Annotated in this window: 21 protein-coding genes; 3 read left to right on the top strand and 18 right to left on the bottom strand. The window is 38.0% G+C overall.

Going from position 1 to position 20,299, the window contains the following annotated elements; genetic code table 11:
* Window positions 1-139 precede the first annotated feature (139 nt).
* The 9 genes from uraA to HMPREF1504_RS06580 all read right to left on the bottom strand — a co-directional run bounded on the left by uraA (window position 140) and on the right by HMPREF1504_RS06580 (window position 8,013).
* Window positions 140-1,423 (bottom strand): uracil permease, encoded by a 1,284-nt coding sequence (gene uraA, locus HMPREF1504_RS06540; RefSeq protein ID WP_038124512.1) that lies wholly within the window; start codon window positions 1,421-1,423, stop codon window positions 140-142.
* 27 nt (window positions 1,424-1,450) lie between these two features.
* Complete coding sequence (locus HMPREF1504_RS06545; protein WP_005377720.1) at window positions 1,451-2,779, bottom strand: FtsW/RodA/SpoVE family cell cycle protein; 1,329 nt, start codon at window positions 2,777-2,779, stop codon at window positions 1,451-1,453.
* A 1-nt stretch (window position 2,780) separates the two neighbouring features.
* Complete coding sequence (gene trmB, locus HMPREF1504_RS06550; RefSeq protein WP_038124516.1) at window positions 2,781-3,440, bottom strand: tRNA (guanosine(46)-N7)-methyltransferase TrmB; 660 nt, start codon at window positions 3,438-3,440, stop codon at window positions 2,781-2,783.
* Between the two features lie 146 nt (window positions 3,441-3,586).
* On the bottom strand, window positions 3,587-4,279 hold the full coding sequence (locus tag HMPREF1504_RS06555; RefSeq protein ID WP_005377675.1) for a hypothetical protein: 693 nt from the start codon (window positions 4,277-4,279) through the stop codon (window positions 3,587-3,589).
* A 475-nt stretch (window positions 4,280-4,754) separates the two neighbouring features.
* Complete coding sequence (rpsR, locus tag HMPREF1504_RS06560) at window positions 4,755-4,985, bottom strand: 30S ribosomal protein S18 (RefSeq protein WP_004693795.1); 231 nt, start codon at window positions 4,983-4,985, stop codon at window positions 4,755-4,757.
* Window positions 4,986-5,024: 39 nt separating this feature from the next.
* Window positions 5,025-5,423: a single-stranded DNA-binding protein gene (locus tag HMPREF1504_RS06565; RefSeq protein WP_005377640.1), complete on the bottom strand. Its 399-nt coding sequence runs from the start codon at window positions 5,421-5,423 to the stop codon at window positions 5,025-5,027.
* Between the two features lie 21 nt (window positions 5,424-5,444).
* A complete protein-coding gene (gene rpsF / locus HMPREF1504_RS06570; RefSeq protein ID WP_005377647.1) occupies window positions 5,445-5,729 on the bottom strand; it encodes a 30S ribosomal protein S6 in 285 nt (94 codons plus the stop codon).
* A 116-nt stretch (window positions 5,730-5,845) separates the two neighbouring features.
* The gene (locus tag HMPREF1504_RS06575) at window positions 5,846-7,021 is read right to left on the bottom strand and encodes an MBL fold metallo-hydrolase (protein ID WP_038124520.1); all 1,176 of its coding nucleotides are present in this window, start codon (window positions 7,019-7,021) and stop codon (window positions 5,846-5,848) included.
* A gap of 2 nt (window positions 7,022-7,023) precedes the next feature.
* Window positions 7,024-8,013 carry a hypothetical protein gene (locus tag HMPREF1504_RS06580; protein WP_005377218.1) on the bottom strand — a complete coding sequence of 330 codons (990 nt, stop codon included), beginning with the start codon at window positions 8,011-8,013 and terminating at the stop codon, window positions 7,024-7,026.
* A gap of 345 nt (window positions 8,014-8,358) precedes the next feature.
* On the opposite strand from HMPREF1504_RS06580, the gene HMPREF1504_RS06585 reads away from it, so the two are divergent.
* Entirely contained in the window at window positions 8,359-9,588 is a 1,230-nt protein-coding gene (locus HMPREF1504_RS06585) for an LL-diaminopimelate aminotransferase (RefSeq protein WP_016475994.1), read from the top strand.
* A 95-nt stretch (window positions 9,589-9,683) separates the two neighbouring features.
* On the opposite strand, the gene HMPREF1504_RS06590 is transcribed toward HMPREF1504_RS06585, so the two are convergent.
* Window positions 9,684-11,906 (bottom strand): autotransporter outer membrane beta-barrel domain-containing protein, encoded by a 2,223-nt coding sequence (locus HMPREF1504_RS06590; RefSeq protein ID WP_038124523.1) that lies wholly within the window; start codon window positions 11,904-11,906, stop codon window positions 9,684-9,686.
* A gap of 276 nt (window positions 11,907-12,182) precedes the next feature.
* Here HMPREF1504_RS06590 and HMPREF1504_RS06595 point away from each other — a divergent pair, with 276 nt between their 5' ends.
* The gene (locus HMPREF1504_RS06595; protein ID WP_038124526.1) at window positions 12,183-13,157 is read left to right on the top strand and encodes a diaminopimelate dehydrogenase; all 975 of its coding nucleotides are present in this window, start codon (window positions 12,183-12,185) and stop codon (window positions 13,155-13,157) included.
* Between the two features lie 121 nt (window positions 13,158-13,278).
* Here HMPREF1504_RS06595 and HMPREF1504_RS06600 read toward each other — a convergent pair whose 3' ends face one another.
* Complete coding sequence (locus HMPREF1504_RS06600; protein WP_038124529.1) at window positions 13,279-14,451, bottom strand: cyclopropane-fatty-acyl-phospholipid synthase family protein; 1,173 nt, start codon at window positions 14,449-14,451, stop codon at window positions 13,279-13,281.
* Window positions 14,452-14,810: 359 nt separating this feature from the next.
* Here HMPREF1504_RS06600 and ychF point away from each other — a divergent pair, with 359 nt between their 5' ends.
* Window positions 14,811-15,917, top strand: coding sequence for a redox-regulated ATPase YchF (ychF, locus tag HMPREF1504_RS06605; protein ID WP_038124532.1), 1,107 nt, complete (start codon window positions 14,811-14,813; stop codon window positions 15,915-15,917).
* Between the two features lie 103 nt (window positions 15,918-16,020).
* Here ychF and HMPREF1504_RS06610 read toward each other — a convergent pair whose 3' ends face one another.
* The 7 genes from HMPREF1504_RS06610 to selD form a co-directional block, all read right to left on the bottom strand.
* A complete protein-coding gene (locus HMPREF1504_RS06610) occupies window positions 16,021-16,224 on the bottom strand; it encodes a CsbD family protein (RefSeq protein ID WP_005379485.1) in 204 nt (67 codons plus the stop codon).
* A 65-nt stretch (window positions 16,225-16,289) separates the two neighbouring features.
* Window positions 16,290-16,529, bottom strand: coding sequence for a GlsB/YeaQ/YmgE family stress response membrane protein (locus tag HMPREF1504_RS06615; protein WP_009661862.1), 240 nt, complete (start codon window positions 16,527-16,529; stop codon window positions 16,290-16,292).
* 197 nt (window positions 16,530-16,726) lie between these two features.
* The gene (locus HMPREF1504_RS06620; RefSeq protein WP_038124534.1) at window positions 16,727-17,437 is read right to left on the bottom strand and encodes an NAD(P)H-dependent oxidoreductase; all 711 of its coding nucleotides are present in this window, start codon (window positions 17,435-17,437) and stop codon (window positions 16,727-16,729) included.
* A 65-nt stretch (window positions 17,438-17,502) separates the two neighbouring features.
* A complete protein-coding gene (locus HMPREF1504_RS06625; protein ID WP_038124537.1) occupies window positions 17,503-18,186 on the bottom strand; it encodes a Fic family protein in 684 nt (227 codons plus the stop codon).
* Window positions 18,187-18,264: 78 nt separating this feature from the next.
* Window positions 18,265-18,522, bottom strand: coding sequence for a DUF3343 domain-containing protein (locus tag HMPREF1504_RS06630; protein WP_016475998.1), 258 nt, complete (start codon window positions 18,520-18,522; stop codon window positions 18,265-18,267).
* A gap of 51 nt (window positions 18,523-18,573) precedes the next feature.
* Window positions 18,574-19,173, bottom strand: coding sequence for a sulfurtransferase-like selenium metabolism protein YedF (gene yedF, locus HMPREF1504_RS06635; RefSeq protein WP_038124539.1), 600 nt, complete (start codon window positions 19,171-19,173; stop codon window positions 18,574-18,576).
* A gap of 87 nt (window positions 19,174-19,260) precedes the next feature.
* Window positions 19,261-20,292, bottom strand: a complete 1,032-nt coding sequence (gene selD, locus HMPREF1504_RS06640) for a selenide, water dikinase SelD (protein ID WP_038124541.1) — start codon at window positions 20,290-20,292, stop codon at window positions 19,261-19,263.
* Window positions 20,293-20,299 lie beyond the last annotated feature (7 nt).

The raw sequence follows: 20,299 nt of genomic DNA on the forward strand, positions 1-20,299 counted from the left end.
TATATTATACAATAGACATTTATATTTTTCCAATAGACACGCTTCTATGATATATATAAATGCCCACTATACAAAAACGCGTAGCCGAAAAGCTACGCGTTAATTATAAGTCTTGCTATATAGTTAAATGTATAATCAATTATACATCCGTTTTCTTTAATTGATCATTACCAATACCTGTTTTTTGTAGGATAAGAAGTACAATGCTCATCCCCATACCTACAACAGTGGCCAAGCCCATTCCTTTTAAAACAACAGGACCAATTACGAGCTGTGCACCACTAAGGCCTACAACAAGAATAACAGATGTAAGAATCATGTTAACAGGATTTGTATAGTCTACCTTGCGTTCTACGAGCATACGCAAGCCAGAAGCCGCGATGATACCGAACAATAGAATCGATACACCACCCATAACAGGGATTGGAATGGCATGAATAAGAGCGGCTACCTTGCCCACGAAGGAAATAATCATAGCCAATATAGATGCACCGCCGATAACCCAAACGCTAAAGCACCGTGTAATTGCTAGTACTCCAATATTTTCACCATACGTTGTATTTGGTGTAGCCCCAAAGAAACCAGAAAGAATATTGGCAAGGCCATCACCTAATAAAGAACGTTCTAAGCCAGGTTCTTTCATAAGATCTTTTGATACGATGTTACTTGTAACAACAAGGTGACCCACGTGTTCCGCAAATACTACAAATAATGCTGGCATAATCATGACGATGGCATTGATATCAAATTCAGGCATACCATAAAACTGTGGTAGCGAGAACCATGGTGCCGCTTCAACAGCGGAGAAATCGACAACGCCCATGATAGCAGATAAGATATAACCTGCCACTACGCCGATAAGCACAGGAATTACAGCAAGGAATCCTCGGAATACGACGGTTCCTAACAAGGTCACAATCAAGGAGAACATAGATACTATGATAGCCTGCTCATGAGACATGCCAAGATTTTGATCACCGATAAGTCCAGCCATACCCATAGCGACTGGAGCTAGTTCAAGACCGATGATAGCAACGATAGCCCCCATCGCAGCTGGTGGGAATAATTTATCAATCCAACCGATACCAATATAGCGAACTAAGAACGATAAAATAACAAAGGATAAGCCAAATACAACAAAGGCACCTTTAGCGGCCTCATAACCCAAGCCTGCAGCCAATACCGCACTGACAGGAGCAATAAAAGCAAAACTAGAGCCTAAATAGGCTGGAATCTTGCCTTTACATACAAATAAGTACAGCAATGTACCAATACCATTCATAAATAATGCCGTTGCTGGATCGACTTTCAACAAATACGGTACAAGTACGGTAGAGCCAAACATAGCAAATAAATGTTGAAAGCTAAGTGGCAATAATTTACCCAATGATGGGCGTTCTTGAATATCAATAAAATCGTTCATAATTTTCCCTCATACACAACACATATATTATCGTTTATTTGGTGGTACAAAACGTCCCGGTAATTTAGATTCAACCGTTCTATTCGGTCTAAACCGACTCTGCGTTTCCTCGCGCAACGACGGCAACGTTTCCTTATTACCTACTGGTTTAACACCTTCTACGCCACGTCTCGCAATACTTGCTAAAATACCGATAGCTAAACAATTCATCATTAGAGAAGAACCACCATAGCTAACGAATGGCAATGGCACACCTGTTACAGGCAACATACCACAAACCATGGCGATATTGAAGAATGCTTGACCACTGATGAGAATCGTAATCCCAATGGCTAACCATCTACCAAAAGCATCGCGTGCTCTATTAGCAATACGGAATCCAAAATACGTAAACATAGCCATTAAGAATACGACCAGAATACCGCCTAAAAAGCCCATTTCCTGTGCCCAAACAGCGAAGGCAAAGTCCGTATGTGCTTCAGGTAGATAGAAATACTTTGACGTACCATTCAGAAGGCCTTGTCCAAAGAACCCACCTGAGCCTACGGCTAACAAACCTTGTACAGTTTGATAGCCTTTATCCTGTGCATAGGACCAGGGATCAAACCAAGATACAACGCGTTCCCACCGATACGAACTACTACGAGCAGCATAAATACCTACGACAATAGCCCCCATCAAAGATAAGCCAAATATACTTTTCTCAAAGCCAGATAAGAATATTAACAGGTATGAGAAACCTATAATCAATACGGCAGTCCCCATATCCGGCTGTTTAATAGTGAGCAAAGCAAATATGATCGGCCAAAGCAACATATAGCACATATATCTTACGCGTTCAAAAATATAACCTAATGCTACCTCTTTTTGAGATAAACCCTTCTTAGGTTTAATCATAGATGTAAATCTGGGTTTTACCCACGGTTTATCCGCCAATTTAGCTGCTGTCCACATGAGTGCAGCCAATTTAGCAAACTCTGATGGCTGGAACGAGAATAGGCCAAGAGAAATCCACCGGCGCGCACCATTGACCTCTACACCGACCAAATATATAGCCACTAAGGATACTGCGGTCAATCCCATTATCCAAGTCAGTAATTTAGCATTTTGTAATCGACGATAATCAAATCGATACAAAAGGACACCCAAAATAGCAGAAGCCAATAAATAACCTAAATGTCTCGGTGCATAGCCCAACAATCCAGTATCTGTTGTAATCGACCCAACATAGGTGGCACTAAAGATATTAATGCTACCAATCAAGGCCATAAGCGCTATAGGCAATAACATGCCTTGTAGGTCGTTCTTAAACACTTTCTCCCAAAAGTGCCCCTTCTTTTCCCCTTTTTGCACCATATTATGCCTCCTTAGTAACAGTCGGTTTCACTGCTTCTAATCGGAAAATAGGTTGTCCCTTTGCGCTAAACTTCTCTTCATATTCCGTTTTTACATTCGGTAAATCTGTACTATGTAAATCATAGGTGACATTCTTGAGTTCCCACCCACAATTTTTGAACTCCTCTAGAGAGAACATAAACAAGTCTTCATTATCGGTTTTAAAGTGTACTTCGCCATTATCTTTTAACAAACGTGCATAGCGGTCAAGGAATGTATGATATGTTAAGCGACGCTTAGCATGTTTAGCCTTAGGCCATGGATCACAGAAATTGATATAAAATCGATCTACTTCTCCAGGGGCCACAATTTCTTCAATTCCTGCAATATCAAATAAAGATACTTTTGCATTGTCTCGTTGAGCTTCGAAAATCTTTTGTGCTGCATAGTAAATTACACCGATTTGAACCTCAAAACCAACAAAATTTGCATCTGGATATGCTTCAGACATACCCGCAATGAATCGTCCCTTACCAGTGCCTAGTTCCATGTATAATGGTCTTTCTGGATGCGAAAAAGCCTCTCTCCATCTGCCTTTATAAGCCTCTTGTCCTGATAAAATAATGTGTGAATCATACTCGCGGATAGCCTCATCAATCCACGGTTTTCTACGAAGACGCATCGTTACTCCTTATATGTCTATTCTGAAAGTACTATATTACATAACTAATTGTTACCTATCCTTATTATTATAGAAAAATGCTTTACTTTACGTCAATTAGTAATATAAAAAAGCCCCTGTCATTATGAAAAGACAAGGGCTCATCATTAATTAGATAGCATATTTTCTAAGTATTCAATTTGTTGTGGGCTCAAGCCAAGCTCTGTTAAACTTTTCTTAGATGTAGCAAACACCGCATTTGATTTACCAACACGAGTACCTAATGCCGCTGCTGCTACGAGTTCACGATCAAGTTTGCCTAGACGTGATCTGTTTCTATTTTGTGGTTTTGGCTTTTTAATACGGAATGTATTATATTTTACAGCTGTTGATGCTTCATCAGCTTTAATTTTGGCAGCCATATTTGTACTATTTGAGCCATTACCTAGTAGAGCACTTAAGCCCACTCGCTTTGGCACAAGTTTATCATAATCTACACCAAACTCAGGGCGTTCTTCGCGAAGTTGCTCAAATGTAGCAAGAGCCGCATTCATTTGCTTTAAACCCGCTGCAGAGTACAACTGACGAATGGCAATACTTACCTCTTGAGGTGTCAAAGTACCGCGTTCAATAGCAGAAATAATCGTTTCTCTCAAGGAGCCAAGATCTCCGCTAGCTGTATAACGTCCGATTTCAACAAGATCTTTTTGACGTTCATTGAGCTCTTTTGGCACATATATATTAAATTCTGAGATGGAAGGCGCTTTTTTGGTTATCGGTTCTGCGGCACCATTTACCTCACACAGATAACCACTGCTGACTACAGCCAAAGCCACGGCCAAAGTTAAAACCTTTTTCAATGTTTCCAAATCTCCCTTTACACACCAACAAAAGCACGTTTACGTTCATATACTAACCAATACAGATTTATAAATTAGTAAAACTGTATCATACATCCAAATGGGTCAGTCTATTTTTATTATATACTACTTCATCTATTATTTATAGTCATATTGATAAAAAACTATAAAATATTTTATTTATAAATACTATTTATAACTCATATTCATATATTCAAAAAGTAGTAGTTTCTATGCTAATTAGAAAGTACTACTACTTTTCAATTCATTCATAAACAATATTTATATAAGTTATATTCTGTAGCGATTTTAACTTAGCAATGCTTTTACATCAGCTACAATTTGTTCTACAGAAACACCGTTTCCCTGCAAAATATACCACAATCTAAGAAAAAGAGCCAGTCCATACAGAACCAGCTCTTTATGTAGCAAAAAGGCGGTACAACCAAATGGTTATACCGCCTTGATTCATCAATTATTCTGCAGTGAATGGCAATAAAGCGATTGCACGTGCACGTTTGATAGATGTAGTCAATTTGCGTTGATGTTTTGCGCAAGTACCGGAAATACGACGAGGTAAGATTTTGCCGCGTTCAGTCGTGAAACGACGAAGTTTTGCAACATCTTTATAGTCGATTTGATCGATATGGTCTGCACAGAAAACGCATACTTTTCTTCTTGGCTTTCTGCCTCTATCTCTTCTCATTGCGAATCCTCCTTTTCGAATTAGTAGGAGTCTCGGACACTAGAACGGGATGTGTTCGTCATCGCCGCCTGTACTGAAACTATCAAAATTGGACCCACCATCGAAAGAATTAGTATTCATATCAAGGGATTGGCCCACAAAGTTCGCTACCACTTCAGTAACGTAACGTTTTTGACCATCCTGAGTCTCGTAGGAACGAGTTTGCAAGCGACCTTCTACAAAGCAGCGACTGCCCTTACGAAGATTACCTGCCGCTTCACCAAGTTTGCCCCATGCAACGCAATTAATGAAAGCAGTTTGTTCTTTCGTTTCATTGGTTGTAGAGTCAATATAAGTATTCGTAGCAGCTACTGTGAAAGTCGCCACTGCTCTACCAGTTTTAGTAAAACGTACTTCAGGATCACGAGCTAAATTACCTAGAATTTGTACAGAGTTCATCTTTTCTCCTCCAGGCTTTAATTATGCATCGTGTTTAACAATCAGGTGTCTTAAGACATCATCGTTGATTTTCAACACACGGTCGATTTCTTTAATTTCAGCTGGATCAGCTTCGAAATTAACCAATACGTAGAAACCGTCAGTGAATTTTTTCACTGCGTAAGCAAGACGACGCTTGCCCCAACGATCTACCTTTTCTACTGTGCCGCCTACACGAGCAATTAAAGCTTCCACTTTTTCAATGACAGCGTTAGTTGCTTCTTCTTCAGCTGGTTTCACAATAACCATGACTTCGTATTTGTTCATACAAAATCACCTCCTCTTTCGGACTAATGCCCCTATCGACACATAGGGGTAGGAAGTGCTTACCATTAATAAGCTCTACTATTATAACCTATAAGTAAAATGAAAGCAAGTGGGTCCTATATAATAAACGGCTCATTATCATCAACTACATAAATACTCCTATGAGATGCTATTTTCTCTAAGTTCTCAGGACTATCAGTATGAACAGGAATAATAACATCAGGATTGACCATATCGATAAACTTAACTAAATCAGCCTTACATACATGACCACTTGCATGGCATATATAAGATGGATACGTATCTAGCAAATCTTTTAACGCCAGATTTTCCTCAATATATCCTGTCCACATAGAATATATAATACGTACATCATCTTTAGGGAATTTTTTAATTTGAGAAATATAATTTTCTGTTCCTCTTACTAAGGAAACAAATCCATTATCCATATAATATTTAGGATATGCCCCTATATCAAGAACTAGTGGACTATCAGGTCTACGATACAATGAACTATTATAGTACACATTATCAATCACCGTATCTAATATTCTTTTCTGATACGCGTCACAAATTAATACCTTATCAGTCGGCATATTATGCCAAATCCCCATAATACGGTCAATATTCGTAGAGGAACACATAACAAAGACATATTTTCCATCTTGAATATATGAAGAAATATCGTCTAGCACTTCTCTTTCAGATATCCCATCATGAGCATTTCGAGATAATGAGGTGCCTTCTGTAATTAATACATCAACGTTACCTATATACGTCCTAATTAGCTTTTCTAATACATGACCTCGTACCCCATGCATTCTAAAATCACCTGTATATAAGACACGTTTACCTTCTGCTTCAATAACAAACATATAACTATCCACAGCACTATGGTCGATAACCAAAGGTCTAATATGTATATTTCCTATAGTGAAGGCTTCGCCTCCACGAAATGTATTTGCATCTAACAAACGTAAATATAAATCTTTATCTTGATGTTGAGTAGCTATCATAGCCACTTCCTTACTCAGTTCCCCCATATATAATGGTATTTCTGGTAATGCAGAGGTTAGTTGTCCTAAGTGATCCATATGATAATGTGAAATCACAATACCATCACAATCTAGTATCCCTTTTGTAACACCGTCTATATCTAAATTTATAGGTGTGTACTTTTCATCTAAACTTAATTCATTACCAAAATCCAGTATAATGCGGGTAGATGCTGTACTAATTTCTATGGCACTACCGCCAATCTGATGAGTGCCACGATGGATAATTATATTCATACTTAACCTTTTCTAGAAATTGTTAGCAATGTTTCTGCTCGGTATGAACGCTCTATGTTATGGGATTCATCGACCGTCTCCACACGTAATACAGCAAAACGAATTTGTTTTAAATGAGGCTCTTGCTTTAAGATTGTTTCACACAAGATTCGCAAAGAATCACGTTTATCAGTTGTAAGTAACTCTTGGCACTCTTTATGTTGTTGGCTTTCAACTGTTTTGGATGGATAAACCGCGTTAGCAATATCCTTCGGATTTAGGCGTAACATTAAATTTGTTTTATATCCGCCATCGTTTTCAGTACAAGCCTTCTCATCAAATAAAATAACTAATTCAGCGTTCTTGGTATGCTTATACCCCTTTAAATTTCTTAAAACACTTATACCTTCATGACTATCAGTAGATACAATCTGATCTAAATCAAGTAATTTATAATATGTATAAGCTTCTAAAACACATCGTAGTAAAGTTTCATCACTACCAGATGGACGATATTTCAATTCAATAACAGAGTAGTATTTATCATCCGTGTTATAACCTAATAAATCTATTTTTCCATAAGAGTCGCTTCGAGCTTTTTTTAATGGTGTTTGGTAATCAAAAATATAACCTAAATCCTTAACCTCACCTTGATAGAATAATAATTTTGCTAAAATTTCTTCTTTTCGATTGGTGATTGATAACTCATTTTGAGTAGGCGTATGGTCTGTATCAAAATGATTAGGTCTTACAGGTTTCAATTTGTCCCATTCTTTAATGAGATCCTCTGATACAAGAGTTTTCGCTATAATCTCACTATAAAGATTCTTAGATCCGTTTATATAACCTTTGTAATTTACAATAGGAGCCTTATAAAAGTTTGCTACAAATTTTAATAAATATTCTTCTGTATTAACATGCTTCAAACCAAAGGCTTTTTTAAATTCCTTTAATTTATCCTCCCTCTTAATACAAAGAAAGAGCTCATCAATTGACTTCTTATTATCTATCATTATCATTTCCCTCCCCATAATAATAATTTACTACACTACACATAATCACTAAAAAACTCCTACATACAAATAATGTTTTTAAATATAAATTCATTATATCAACAGACATTTTATGAGTAAACAATGAAGAGCCCTATCTATTATAAAGAAATTATAACTATTTGATACTTTCATTATACGCCATAAAACGAGTAATAATTTTCCCATTAAACATTATTTACTATAGGAATACACTATAAAATAATTAGACAAAAAATAACTTCGACATTCTATAGAAACCTCTTGCACCATTTTCTTATATACTTTACTATATAGAGAGAATTCTAAATTATAAAAGGAGTCATCATGGCTAATATTAATGAAAACTATTTAAACCTACAAGGTTCTTATTTATTTGCTAACATTGCTAAAAAAGTAGCGGATTACCAAGCAGCTCATCCAGATGCTGACATTATTCGTCTTGGTATCGGTGATGTAACATTGCCTTTAGTACCTGCTATCGTAGATGCTATGACTAAGGCTGTTCAAGAAATGGGCAAAGCTGAAACATTCCGCGGTTATGGTCCTGAACAAGGTTATGATTTCCTTCGTAAAGCAATCATCGAAGGCGATTACAAACCATATGGCATCGAAATTGGTATGGACGAAGTATTCGTTTCTGACGGCGCAAAATCCGACGTTGGTAATATCCAAGAATTATTCAGCGAAGATAATATCATCGCTATCACTGACCCTGTATACCCTGTATACCTTGATTCCAACGTTATGGGCGGTCGTACAGGTCAAGCTGTTGATGGTATGTTCGAAAAGGTTGTATATCTTCCTACATTTGCAGAAAATAATTTCTCTCCAGAATTTCCTGCTGAACGTGTAGATATCGTATATCTTTGCTCTCCAAACAATCCTACAGGCACAGTACTCAGTCGTGCACGCTTAGCTGAATGGATTAAATGGTGTAAAGAAAACGACGCTATCTTAATGTTCGACTCTGCTTACGAAGCTTTCATCAGCACAGAAGACACTGTTAAATCTATCTATGAAATCGAAGGTGCACGCGAAGTAGCTATTGAATTCCGTTCCTTCTCTAAAACTGCTGGCTTTACAGGTACACGTTGTGCCTACGCAGTCGTTCCAAAAGAAGTAACAGGCAAAACTAAATCTGGTGAACGTCAACCTTTGAATCCTATGTGGAACCGTCGTCAATGCACTAAATTTAACGGCGTACCTTACATCGTTCAACGTGGTGCTGAAGCAGTATATTCCAAAGAAGGCCGCGAACAAACTCGCGCAAACATCGCTTACTACAAAGAAAATGCACGCATCATCAAAGAAGGCCTCGAATCCATCGGCCTTACTGTATATGGTGGTACTGATGCACCTTATATTTGGTTAAAAACACCTGGCAACATGACAAGCTGGGAATTATTCGATCTGCTTCTTGAAAAGGTACAAATCGTGTCTACACCAGGCTCTGGTTTCGGTCCACATGGCGAAGGTTACCTTCGTTTAACTGCATTCGGCAGCCGCGAAAATACAATCCGTGCCGTAGAACGCATCAAAACTTTACAATTCTAATACATTTATAACTAAAAATATGTAATACAAAACGGTTGTGAAACCTTCTCTCCGAATGTTTCACAACCGTTTTTATTTTAAAATCTAGATACTAATTAAAAGTTATGACGAATACCCGCATCTACACGATAGGATGTATCAACAGTACTACCAAAGTTTTTAGTAAATGTTCCATATACATATGTATTTGGGCGGAAACTCCATGAACCACCGAGTTCAAGATCAAGCCAAGTATCCTTCAAATCTACTACGCTATTAGTCGTTGGTTCACCGGCCATGCTATAGGTTGCTTTCATCTTGCCAGAGAATTCATGCGCCAATGCAGCTTTAAGGAAAACATTACTATTCTTAGCTTCCTTACCAATGCCAATTCCTAAGCGCCCTATAGCGGAATTAACCGCATCAGAATTAATATGAACGGTGCTACCAGTATTCGTACGAGCATCGAAGCTTTCACCAGATAAGCGGCTAAGAATCAATTCTGCGCTAGGGTCAATATAGAAACCATTATTTCTCTTGATGCGTTTACCATATTCAAGGCTCAAAGATGCACCCGTATTACGGTAGTCACCACTCAACGACGTTCCTAAGCTGTTATGTACGGTAAAATCATTTTTCAAATGATTGCCTTTAGCAATAATATCTAAGTAACGGCCATCATTAAATTGTTTAGCCCCATAGATTGCTAGCCCCGCAGTTTTACCAGAACCTGAACCTAGTGCATAATCACTGTTGTTTGTACCATACAAGAAGGCACCGCCTACAATCCAGTTTCCTCGTTTCGTATCATAGCCCAATTGCGCCATATTATAATTTTGATTTACATAGGCAGAGTCTGTAATTTTAGATTTACCACCAATATATTTGCCCCATACGCCTTGATTATCGGAGTTAAGACGCACATCACCTAAGCGGCGTTGTAAATCATTGGTATCAGCTCGCATTTGCATAACAGAAGATGCTAATGCACTCTTAGCACCGGATACAATTTCACTTTCACTAGTGGATAATACGGTTTTATTAGACACCATAGCACGTCCAGCTGCATCAAAATCATCCGGGCTAAGTTTAGCATTTAATGTAGGACTAATCACACCTGTTTCTAAATGCACATTAACACCAAGGTTTCGCTCACCCTTCGTATATCCAGTGTAGACTATTTTCTTCACAAATTGATTTTCTGCTAATCCTGGAATCTCGGCATTAGCATGTTCTTTCAAAGCATCTACGGAGCTACGCAATGTAACAGAAGAGCCAGGGTCAGCATGATTAATTACAATTTCACCTTTACCGTTTTCTGCAGCAGGTGCACCTTTTTCATAATCAATAGCTATATGACCAGCATAATTATTAATCGTAATAGGCCGTGCATCTACGGCTTGGATAATGCCGCGGCTACCTTCTGTGGCACCACCTATAAGATGCTCTACCTTACTACCTGTATAGAGATAATTTGCAGTATCTGGTCGGCCTTGTGTAGGGTATTCACGTTCAGCTCCTAACCATTCATTACGCCATGTAGCACCATTTTGTAAATATAATCTCAAACCGCCATGATGAGGATTATTGTTACTTTCATCAAATTCATTGAGTACACCACCCACTAATTTAGAATTTGGTGTCGTTAATCCCAATGAAATTTCTGATTCATGATTGTGTGGATTTTTATCAATACCATAGTTTTTATTGATAAAACCAATATTGCCATACATATTGACGTCCTTAGCACCTGGTTTCAATCCATCCATGCCAGTATTCACATAGACAAATCCTTCTTCTGAAAGTGCAGAATATGTATCAGATGTCGTTAAAGGATGTGTCTTTACATCTGCCCCACCTAGAATCCGAATGTATCCATCCTTATTAGCTTGCAAACCTACGCCAATGGCATCTACTTTGGCATTACCTTGTACGGTAATACGAGTATCATCATTATTACCATCATTTGTAACCCCACCATAACCAGCATATATACCACTCATGTAATAGTGTGCTAAGTCTGGTCTGCGCTTCTCTCCACTTTCCGCAGGTGCTGGATTTACAACCGTTACATTTACATTTTTATCTATGGCAACCTGTGATCCATCAAGAGCATAAATACCGGTAACGTTATTATGGTATTTATTTCCATTTACACCAAGGCCAGATACATTGACGGTCAAATCATCGGTATAGTGTTTATTTTCACCCCACAAATTCAACCCAATGGATTTTCCATCCGTATGGCTTTCAACTGTAGTGGCCGACACCATGACCTCTGCACTAGCACCGGTAATAATTAAAGCAGCAATAACAGCAAGGTTTATCGTTCTTCTCATCTCATAACCTCCTCAAACTATACACAATAATATGCATATATTCATTGTATATATAGTAGGGGTATATGTGTCAATTTTTGTACATATGATGTTTTCTTTTATGTATATTCCCATACGCAATGTATCGATATAATGATGAATAATAACAAACGAATTATTCTCTCCACATAATATATGCTGTATAACTCTATAGAATATTATAAAAAGAGAAATTTCTATGTTATAATAAGTATATTAGTTATTACACTACATTTTATAATTATATAGGAGGCTAATATGAGCAAAATTCGTATTGGTATCGTAGGCTATGGCAACTTAGGCCGTGGCGTAGAAGCATCTGTTAAATTGCAACCAGATATGGAACTCGTAGGCGTATTTTCTCGTCGTAAAGGCTTAGAAACAGTGTCTGGTGTTCCTACATACACTATGGAAGATCTACCAAACTTCAAAGGTAAGATCGATGTTATGGTTCTTTGTGGCGGTTCCGCAACAGACCTTATCGAACAAACTCCAATGGTAACAAAATACTTCAACTGTATCGATTCCTTCGATACACATGCACGTATCCCTGAGCATTTTGCTAATGTAGACAAAGTAGCTAAAGAAGCTAAGACTGCTACATTGATTTCTTGCGGTTGGGACCCAGGCATGTTCTCTTTACAACGTGTTTACGCTGAAAGCATCTTGCCTCACGGCAAATCTTACACATTCTGGGGCCGCGGCGTTTCCCAAGGTCACTCCGATGCTATCCGTCGTATTGATGGTGTTCTTGATGCTCGTCAATACACTGTTCCTAAAGAACAATACCTTGAAGCTATCCGTAATGGTGAAACTCCAGACGTTGATGGCTACAAAGGTCACCTTCGTGAATGCTATGTAGTAGCTGCTCCTGATGCAGACAAAGCAAAAATTGAAAACGAAATCAAAACTATGGAAAACTACTTCGTAGGTTACGAAACTGTAGTCAACTTCATTTCCCAAGAAGAACTTGATCGCGACCACAAGGGTATTCCACATGGTGGCTTCGTTCTTCGTTCTGGTGAAAGCACTGACGGCACTCGTCATGTTATTGAATACTCTTTAAAACTTGATTCTAACCCTGAATTCACAGGCTCTGCGCTTGTTGCATACGCTCGTGGTATCTACCGTCTCGCTAAACACGGCGGCACTGGTTGCTACACAGTATTCGATATTCCACCAGCTTGGATTTCCACACATTCTGCTGAAGAATTGCGAGCTCACTCTCTATAATTCTATACGCACATTAAGAGGATAACTTCGGTTATCCTCTTTTTACATTTAACAATAGCGTATGACGACACACAAAAAGGACCGCCTTAAGACGGTCCTTTTTCATATTAAAATCTATCTATTAATACCAACGCGTTAATGGCAATTCATTGTTAACATCTTTTGTCATAAGGATTTGATGCAAATCCATATTGCCAATATAGAAACCTGCTGCACAACCACAGAGGTATAAGTCCCACATGCGAACGAATTCAGTACCGCGAGCCTTTTCTACTTGGTCACGTACACCTTGGAAATTATTGTACCAATGCATCAATGTTTTATAGTAGTGCAAGCGCAAGCTTTCAACATCGATAACATTAAAATCATAGTCATAAGCAATGGAAACAATTTCACGAAGAGACGGTAAGCATCCACCTGGGAAGATATATTTACGAATCCATGCACTAGATTCTTTTTCTGATGGATCACTGATATAATGGAGCAAGAATAAACCACCATCATTTAACATAGTGGATGCATCCTCCATATACAATGGGAAATTAGGACGACCTACATGTTCCAACATACCAACGCTGACGATACGATCGAATGTACGACCAGATGCAGCTACATCACGATAATCAATGAGTTCGATTTCGACTTGACCTTCAAGTCCGAATTCTTTAATCCGTTCTTGGCCTTTCTTCCATTGTTCTTCAGACAATGTACAACCATAGCCTTTAACGCCATATTTACGGGCTGCTTCAATTAAAAGGAATCCCCAACCACAACCGATATCGAGTAATGTCATACCTTCTTTTAAATATAATTTATCGAGAATATGATGAACCTTTTGGTATTGTGCATCTTCTAAGCTATCACCTTCATGTTTAAAGTACGCACAAGAATAGCTCATTGTCTTATCAAGCCATAAGCTATAAAAATCATTGCCAAGGTCGTAGTGAGAAGACACTTGTTGTTTTTGATCTTTCTTTTTAAGACCTACATTAAAGAGAGAACTAAGTACCTTTTTATTGATAGAATCCTTATTAACATGACCTAGTACAACACAAAGAGCTTTGAATAAATCGCCTTCTATTTCAATATCCTTACGCATATACGCTTCGCCAAGTGCAAGTTCAGCAGAAACGAGCAAATCTTTCTTAGGGATATCGCGGTTTACACGAATGGTAAACTCAGGTGTACCTTCGCCAATGGTATATTCATTGCCACCCACTTTTACACTAAAGCAGTGATCATTAAAACGTTCTAAATAGTGAACTAAAAAACTATCAAATAACTTAGAAAACATACTTAACTTCCTTTCCTAGCAGCGTTACATGACGTTTACGTTCAATCAAAATGACACGTCCGCCTGCACACTGACATAGTCATATCTACTCATCAAAATTTTCTATAAAACAAATCATAAGAAAAACTTATATTTTTATTACATAAATACATCTACTTATCATTATTTTTTATAAGAAACTTCAACTTTCTCTCTAATATTATAGCACTTCTTGATAAATAATCCAGACCAATTCTATAGAAATGTATATATCCATTAGAATATGATATAATATGTGTTTGACAAGGCTTTTATAAGAAACCATATTTCTAATGAAAGCTTTCACAAAGAACGAAATTAATTTTAATAAAGGTGGTACCATGAGCACAAATTTAGAAGTAGGCATCGTAGGCCTTCCAAATGTTGGTAAAAGTACATTATTCAACGCTATTACAAAAGCTGGCGCTGAGGCTGCCAACTATCCATTCTGTACAATTGAGCCAAACGTAGGTGTTGTTGATGTTCCAGACAGTCGTCTAGCTGTATTAGCGGAAATGTTCGGTTCCAAACGCATCCTCCCTGCTGCTATGCGATTTGTAGATATTGCAGGTCTCGTTGAAGGTGCATCTAAAGGCGAAGGTTTAGGCAACAAATTCCTTAGCCATATTCGTCAAGTAGATGCAATTGCACAAGTTATTCGTTGTTTCGATGACCCTAATATCACTCACGTTGCAGGTTCTATCGATCCAATCCGAGACATCGAAATCATCAACACCGAGCTCTGCCTTGCAGACCTTGAATCCGTAGAAAAACGGAAACAACGCATTGAAAAAATTGCAAAATCCGGCGATAAAGATGCTCGCGCTGAGTTACCATTGCTAGAACGCATTATCGAAGGTCTCGGTGAAGCAAAACCAGTTCGTGCCCAAGGTCTAGACGAAGAAGAGTTAGAAATGATTAAAGAGTTGACATTACTTACAGCAAAACCATCTCTTTATGTTGCTAATATTTCTGAAGATGAAGTATCTGATTACTCCGCTAACGAACACGTAAAACGCGTAGAAGAATACGCGAAGAACGAAGGTGCTGGCATCGTTGTTGTATCCGCTCGTATCGAATCCGAAATTGCTGAGTTATCCGATGAAGAATCCGCTGCATTCCTAGAAGATCTCGGTCTTGAAGAATCTGGCTTAACTAAGCTTATCAAGGCAAGTTATGCACTCTTAGGTCTTATCAACTACTTCACAGCTGGCGAAATGGAAGCTCGTGCATGGACAATTGTAAACGGCACAAAAGCACCTCAAGCAGCTGGTAAAATTCACTCCGATATTGAAAAAGGCTTTATCCGCGCTGAAATCGTATCCTTCGATGACTTACAAGCTTGCGGCAGCCAAAATGCTGCTAAAGAAAAAGGCCTTGTACGCCTAGAAGGCAAAGAATATGTTATGAAAGACGGCGACGTAACACACTTCCGCTTCAACGTATAATACAAATTAATAGCAATAAAAAACCAGTAAATCGAACGATTTACTGGTTTTTTGTTGTCTCTTAATGAGATTTTCTTTATGTGGTTGTTGAATAAACACGAGTTTATTCTTTATCATTATCAACAGAGTTTTTCAAGCCGTCAAGTGCGCCTTCTACAGCATCTTTAACATCTTCTACAACGTCTTTAACTTTAGCAGTTGTTTTTTCTACGGCACCTTCTGATTCCAATTTTTTGTCACCAGTTAATTTGCCAACATTTTCTTTTAGTGCACCTTTAGCTTGGTTGAGTTTTTCTTCTAATGCCATAATAGTGACTCCTTTCATGTAAAATCACGTTTAGCTATATTAGACCTACTTTTATAAGTAGATTACTATCCCCTTTTTCCGAAGAAAAATGAGACTACAGCAACAACAATGACTGCACCTAATACAGATGGAATTAAGGACATACCTGCTAAGCTAGGACCCCAGGTACCAAATAGGGACTGACCTACGGACGATCCAATTAAACCAGCAACAACTTTAGCGATAACGCCCATTGCACCGCCTTTGTTAGTAATGGCACCTGCTAGGAACCCGATAAAACCACCAACAATAATTGACCATAACATATAATCACTCCTTTACGCTTATATACATGTATCTTAAAAATCATCTAAATATACAGATATGTTAAATATTATGTATATTTATAACGTACCATTCATGTTTAAAGGTTAAATGAAGTGCGATATATAAAGTTGGCATACTTTAGCAAAAGTAGTGTTCTATGGTCCTAACATTCTTCTTGTAAATATTTTGATATATTCTATTCAACGACCTTTACAATTTCATCCATTGTACGACGTGTTTTATTACGGTGAGGTTCTTCATCACGGTAACCAAAGGCAGCCATTACAGCAATGCCAAAGTGCTTAGTATCGAACAGACCAAGTTCATCACCTAAGAGTGCGGTCATATCATCTTGATTGAAGCCTTCTAATGGACAAGAATCTAAGCCTTCATAAGCAGCCATTGTCATCATGTTCGCCATAACAATATACGTTTGTTTGGATGCCCAGTCAAAGGCCGCACGTTCAGATTCAAATGTTTTGTAATCTTCTTTTGTAAATTGAGCATATTTTTCGCGATATGCCGCATCAATTTCAGCTGGTAATTGTTTCACCTCTTCTTGAATATGACGGATATATGATGAATCGAATTCAAGATCTGCCTTTTTACGAGCTAAGAAAACCACTACATGACTAGCTTCAAGCCCTGCTAAGATACCCCAACCATAAGTTTTCATCTTTTCTCGAATTTCTGGATTTTGAATCACCAACAATTGATACGCCTCGAAGCCAAGAGATGTTGGAGACAAACGCGCTGCATTCAGAATCGCATTCCAATCATCGTCAGAAATCTTTTTAGTGCTATCGAATTTTTTGCATGCATAACGATATGTCATAGCATATTCTAAATCGTTACGATCCAATTTAGGGGCTGTTAATTTTACGTTTTCTATTTCATATTTGCTCATTGAAATTCAACCTTTCATTATATTATTCCAAAAACTTAACCTAGATACATAACATATGATGCTCATTAGCCAAAATTTTGACCAAATAGAATCATACGTTCTTTTTCCTTATAAAATAAATCAAGACCTAACTTATATAAGCCATTTAAATCACCATCATTTAACAGAGTCATATATTCACCTCTATCATCTTTGTTAATGATAATAGGCGCTAATTTCTGTTGTAAACAAGCGTGTACAATAAGAGCTCTTCCTGTACGGCCATTACCATCAGCAAAAGGATGAATACGTTCAAATTGCAAATGTTGTTCCATAATGGCACGCACCCGCTCTTCATCATTTTGGGATATTTCTAATCGATATTGCAAGGTATCACACCAGTTTTTTAAAGCTTCTTGTACTTGATATGGTTTTGTTGGCTCAAAATCAGCACCAATAACCATGTTTTGAACAATCTTAAATTGCCCATTATCATCACGGATATGTGCTAGTAACAATCGTTGTGTGTCTTTTATGATATCTATCGTAATTACTTCTTGATATGATTCCAGCAAGAATACTAAATAGTCGCGATAATTAGATACTTCATAGAACTCACGCAAATCCATTTTACGGGGTATCATATTATCTAATAGGATACTCTTTGTTTCCCCTTGTGTTAACGTATTCCCCTCGATTGCTGTACTATGATGGGCCATACGGACGACCATATCGTCTATATATTCGCGAGGCAAGGTAAAATCAACCATGTATATCTCCTTATACAATAAGATTTTTATATATTAATGTTATCATATATAGATAAATTTCGATATTAAAAAATCGATTTAATCTTTATAAGCTAAAACTGGTTTCCCTTTTTCATACCAAAATAAGCCTGATTTACTAATCTTATGTTCTTTTAGGATAGTCTGAACTTGTTCTACAGTATTCAAGTCTATTTGAATGGACAAACCACACATATCATTCAATTCTGGCGGTGTAGCCATCAGTTGGTGAGGCACCGAAAGTTCTGTTAATATCTTATCTGCTTTATCCCCAAAATAATAGGATGTAAAAACGACAAGCAACTTTTTATTGTTCAACGCCTCACCCCCACTAATATTGCTTAATCATTTACAACATAGATACGAGTATTATAGTTTAACAAGATTTTCCCCAACGATAGCATCTGTAATCGCATACATGTTTGTAATAGAGCCTACCCCCACTTGATCTTTTAGACCATAATAGTCGAGACAAATGCCACATGCAGCAATTTCAACACCAAGATCAGCTAACTTTTTAATATTGTCTAAATGAACAGAATCGTTGGTTACCATTTTAACGCTACTATTGATGAAATAAATTGTAGATGGCTTCATGTCGGCTTCAACCATGCACACCCAGAAGGTTTTCATCAAATTACGGCCAAGTTCTTCACTACCTTCACCAAGATAATCTTTCGTCATCAAAATGATGCGGTCACTATAATTCATAGGTTTGCAACCAATTTCCGGTGCAGGTTCTACATTCGGCGTAAGTTTAATGAAAAAATCTATACCATCTTGTCCAATTGCCACATCATAGCCACGAGACTTCCCAAATTTCTCTACATTATCGCGACTCACCTCATTATCTACAATGGTCGTAATAATCGCGTCTGGATTTGCATCGCTTACCTTCTTCGTTTCAATCACAGGTTTTGGACACAAACTGCCACGCACATCTACAGTTAATTCATTTGTATTACTCATTATTTACCTCAATATTATTATATATTTTGTGAAAGCATCAACGCACAACTACTCTATATACTATTAAAATCAAAATTGTAATATATCTTATTTAGTGACGCGTACCGCTAAGCCACTAAAGCTTTCAACGGCACCAACTATAGTGGCACCTTCAACGCCCACATCATGTAAAGCTTTCACCAAATCCGGTCCTTCTGCAGCAGGCACAGAGAATAAAAGACCGCCTGATGTTTGTGGGTCAAATAAAATATCTGTCCACACAGAATCTAATATTTTATCTACTTGTACATCTGTAATAGCCTTACGATTGCCATAGGACGCCGCTGGTACAAGGCCCATTCGAGCCGCGTCAATGACATCATCAAAGAGCGGAATGTCATAAGTCTTGATATGAATTGTTACATTAGAGGCACTCGCCATTTCTACAGAATGTCCCATAAGACTAAAGCCCGTCACATCAGTACACGCATGAATTGTAAAATTATGGGCCACCTCAGCAGCCACACGATTCAACGTACTCATGCTAGCAACCGCCTGTGCAGTACCAGTAGGAAATAAATCAGCTTTCAACGCATTATTCATAATACCTGTGCCGATACGTTTTGTTAACACCAATACATCCCCTACTCGAGCGCCTTTATTCTTCCAAATCTCATTAGGATTAACTTGACCTGTGATCGACATGCCAAAAATAGGTTCCTTATTTTCGATGCTGTGACCACCTACAATAGCTGCACCAGATTCAGAAACAATGGACGCAGCCCCATTGAGTACATCCGTCAATACGCCTTGTTCTACTAAGGGAACAGGAAATCCAACGATGTTCATCGCCGTTAGGGGTATCCCCCCCATCGCATATACATCGCTCAATGCATTAGCCGCTGCAATTTTACCGAATAACGTAGGGTCATTGACAACAGGCGTGAAAAAATCCAATGTTTGTACAAGGGCAAGTTGATCAGAAATTTGATATACCCCTGCATCATCAGCACCAGTCATATCAGCTAGAACATGTTCATTTGTAACAGGTGTAACGGCCTTTAAAACACGTTCTAATATATGAGGACCAATCTTACACGCGCATCCTCCACTCGTAACATAATCAGTGAGTCGCACCATAGTCCTA

The sequence above is a fragment of the Veillonella sp. ICM51a genome (genome assembly GCF_000524355.1).
GTDB lineage: Bacteria > Bacillota > Negativicutes > Veillonellales > Veillonellaceae > Veillonella > Veillonella atypica.

What these genes read in the sequence shown, in the direction of transcription:
- HMPREF1504_RS06625 (WP_038124537.1), bottom strand. Translation starts at nt 18,186, where the DNA reads ATGGTTGATTTTACCTTGCCTCGCGAATATATAGACGATATGGTCGTC.
- uraA (WP_038124512.1), bottom strand. Translation starts at nt 1,423, where the DNA reads ATGAACGATTTTATTGATATTCAAGAACGCCCATCATTGGGTAAATTA.
- HMPREF1504_RS06575 (WP_038124520.1), bottom strand. Translation starts at nt 7,021, where the DNA reads ATGAATATAATTATCCATCGTGGCACTCATCAGATTGGCGGTAGTGCC.
- HMPREF1504_RS06590 (WP_038124523.1), bottom strand. Translation starts at nt 11,906, where the DNA reads ATGAGAAGAACGATAAACCTTGCTGTTATTGCTGCTTTAATTATTACC.
- HMPREF1504_RS06600 (WP_038124529.1), bottom strand. Translation starts at nt 14,451, where the DNA reads ATGTTTTCTAAGTTATTTGATAGTTTTTTAGTTCACTATTTAGAACGT.
- ychF (WP_038124532.1), top strand. Translation starts at nt 14,811, where the DNA reads ATGAGCACAAATTTAGAAGTAGGCATCGTAGGCCTTCCAAATGTTGGT.
- yedF (WP_038124539.1), bottom strand. Translation starts at nt 19,173, where the DNA reads ATGAGTAATACAAATGAATTAACTGTAGATGTGCGTGGCAGTTTGTGT.
- HMPREF1504_RS06615 (WP_009661862.1), bottom strand. Translation starts at nt 16,529, where the DNA reads ATGTTATGGTCAATTATTGTTGGTGGTTTTATCGGGTTCCTAGCAGGT.
- HMPREF1504_RS06595 (WP_038124526.1), top strand. Translation starts at nt 12,183, where the DNA reads ATGAGCAAAATTCGTATTGGTATCGTAGGCTATGGCAACTTAGGCCGT.
- HMPREF1504_RS06610 (WP_005379485.1), bottom strand. Translation starts at nt 16,224, where the DNA reads ATGGCATTAGAAGAAAAACTCAACCAAGCTAAAGGTGCACTAAAAGAA.
- rpsR (WP_004693795.1), bottom strand. Translation starts at nt 4,985, where the DNA reads ATGAGAAGAGATAGAGGCAGAAAGCCAAGAAGAAAAGTATGCGTTTTC.
- trmB (WP_038124516.1), bottom strand. Translation starts at nt 3,440, where the DNA reads ATGCGTCTTCGTAGAAAACCGTGGATTGATGAGGCTATCCGCGAGTAT.
- HMPREF1504_RS06620 (WP_038124534.1), bottom strand. Translation starts at nt 17,437, where the DNA reads ATGAGCAAATATGAAATAGAAAACGTAAAATTAACAGCCCCTAAATTG.
- HMPREF1504_RS06565 (WP_005377640.1), bottom strand. Translation starts at nt 5,423, where the DNA reads ATGAACTCTGTACAAATTCTAGGTAATTTAGCTCGTGATCCTGAAGTA.
- HMPREF1504_RS06580 (WP_005377218.1), bottom strand. Translation starts at nt 8,013, where the DNA reads ATGATAGATAATAAGAAGTCAATTGATGAGCTCTTTCTTTGTATTAAG.
- HMPREF1504_RS06545 (WP_005377720.1), bottom strand. Translation starts at nt 2,779, where the DNA reads ATGGTGCAAAAAGGGGAAAAGAAGGGGCACTTTTGGGAGAAAGTGTTT.
- rpsF (WP_005377647.1), bottom strand. Translation starts at nt 5,729, where the DNA reads ATGAACAAATACGAAGTCATGGTTATTGTGAAACCAGCTGAAGAAGAA.
- selD (WP_038124541.1), bottom strand. Translation starts at nt 20,292, where the DNA reads ATGGTGCGACTCACTGATTATGTTACGAGTGGAGGATGCGCGTGTAAG.
- HMPREF1504_RS06585 (WP_016475994.1), top strand. Translation starts at nt 8,359, where the DNA reads ATGGCTAATATTAATGAAAACTATTTAAACCTACAAGGTTCTTATTTA.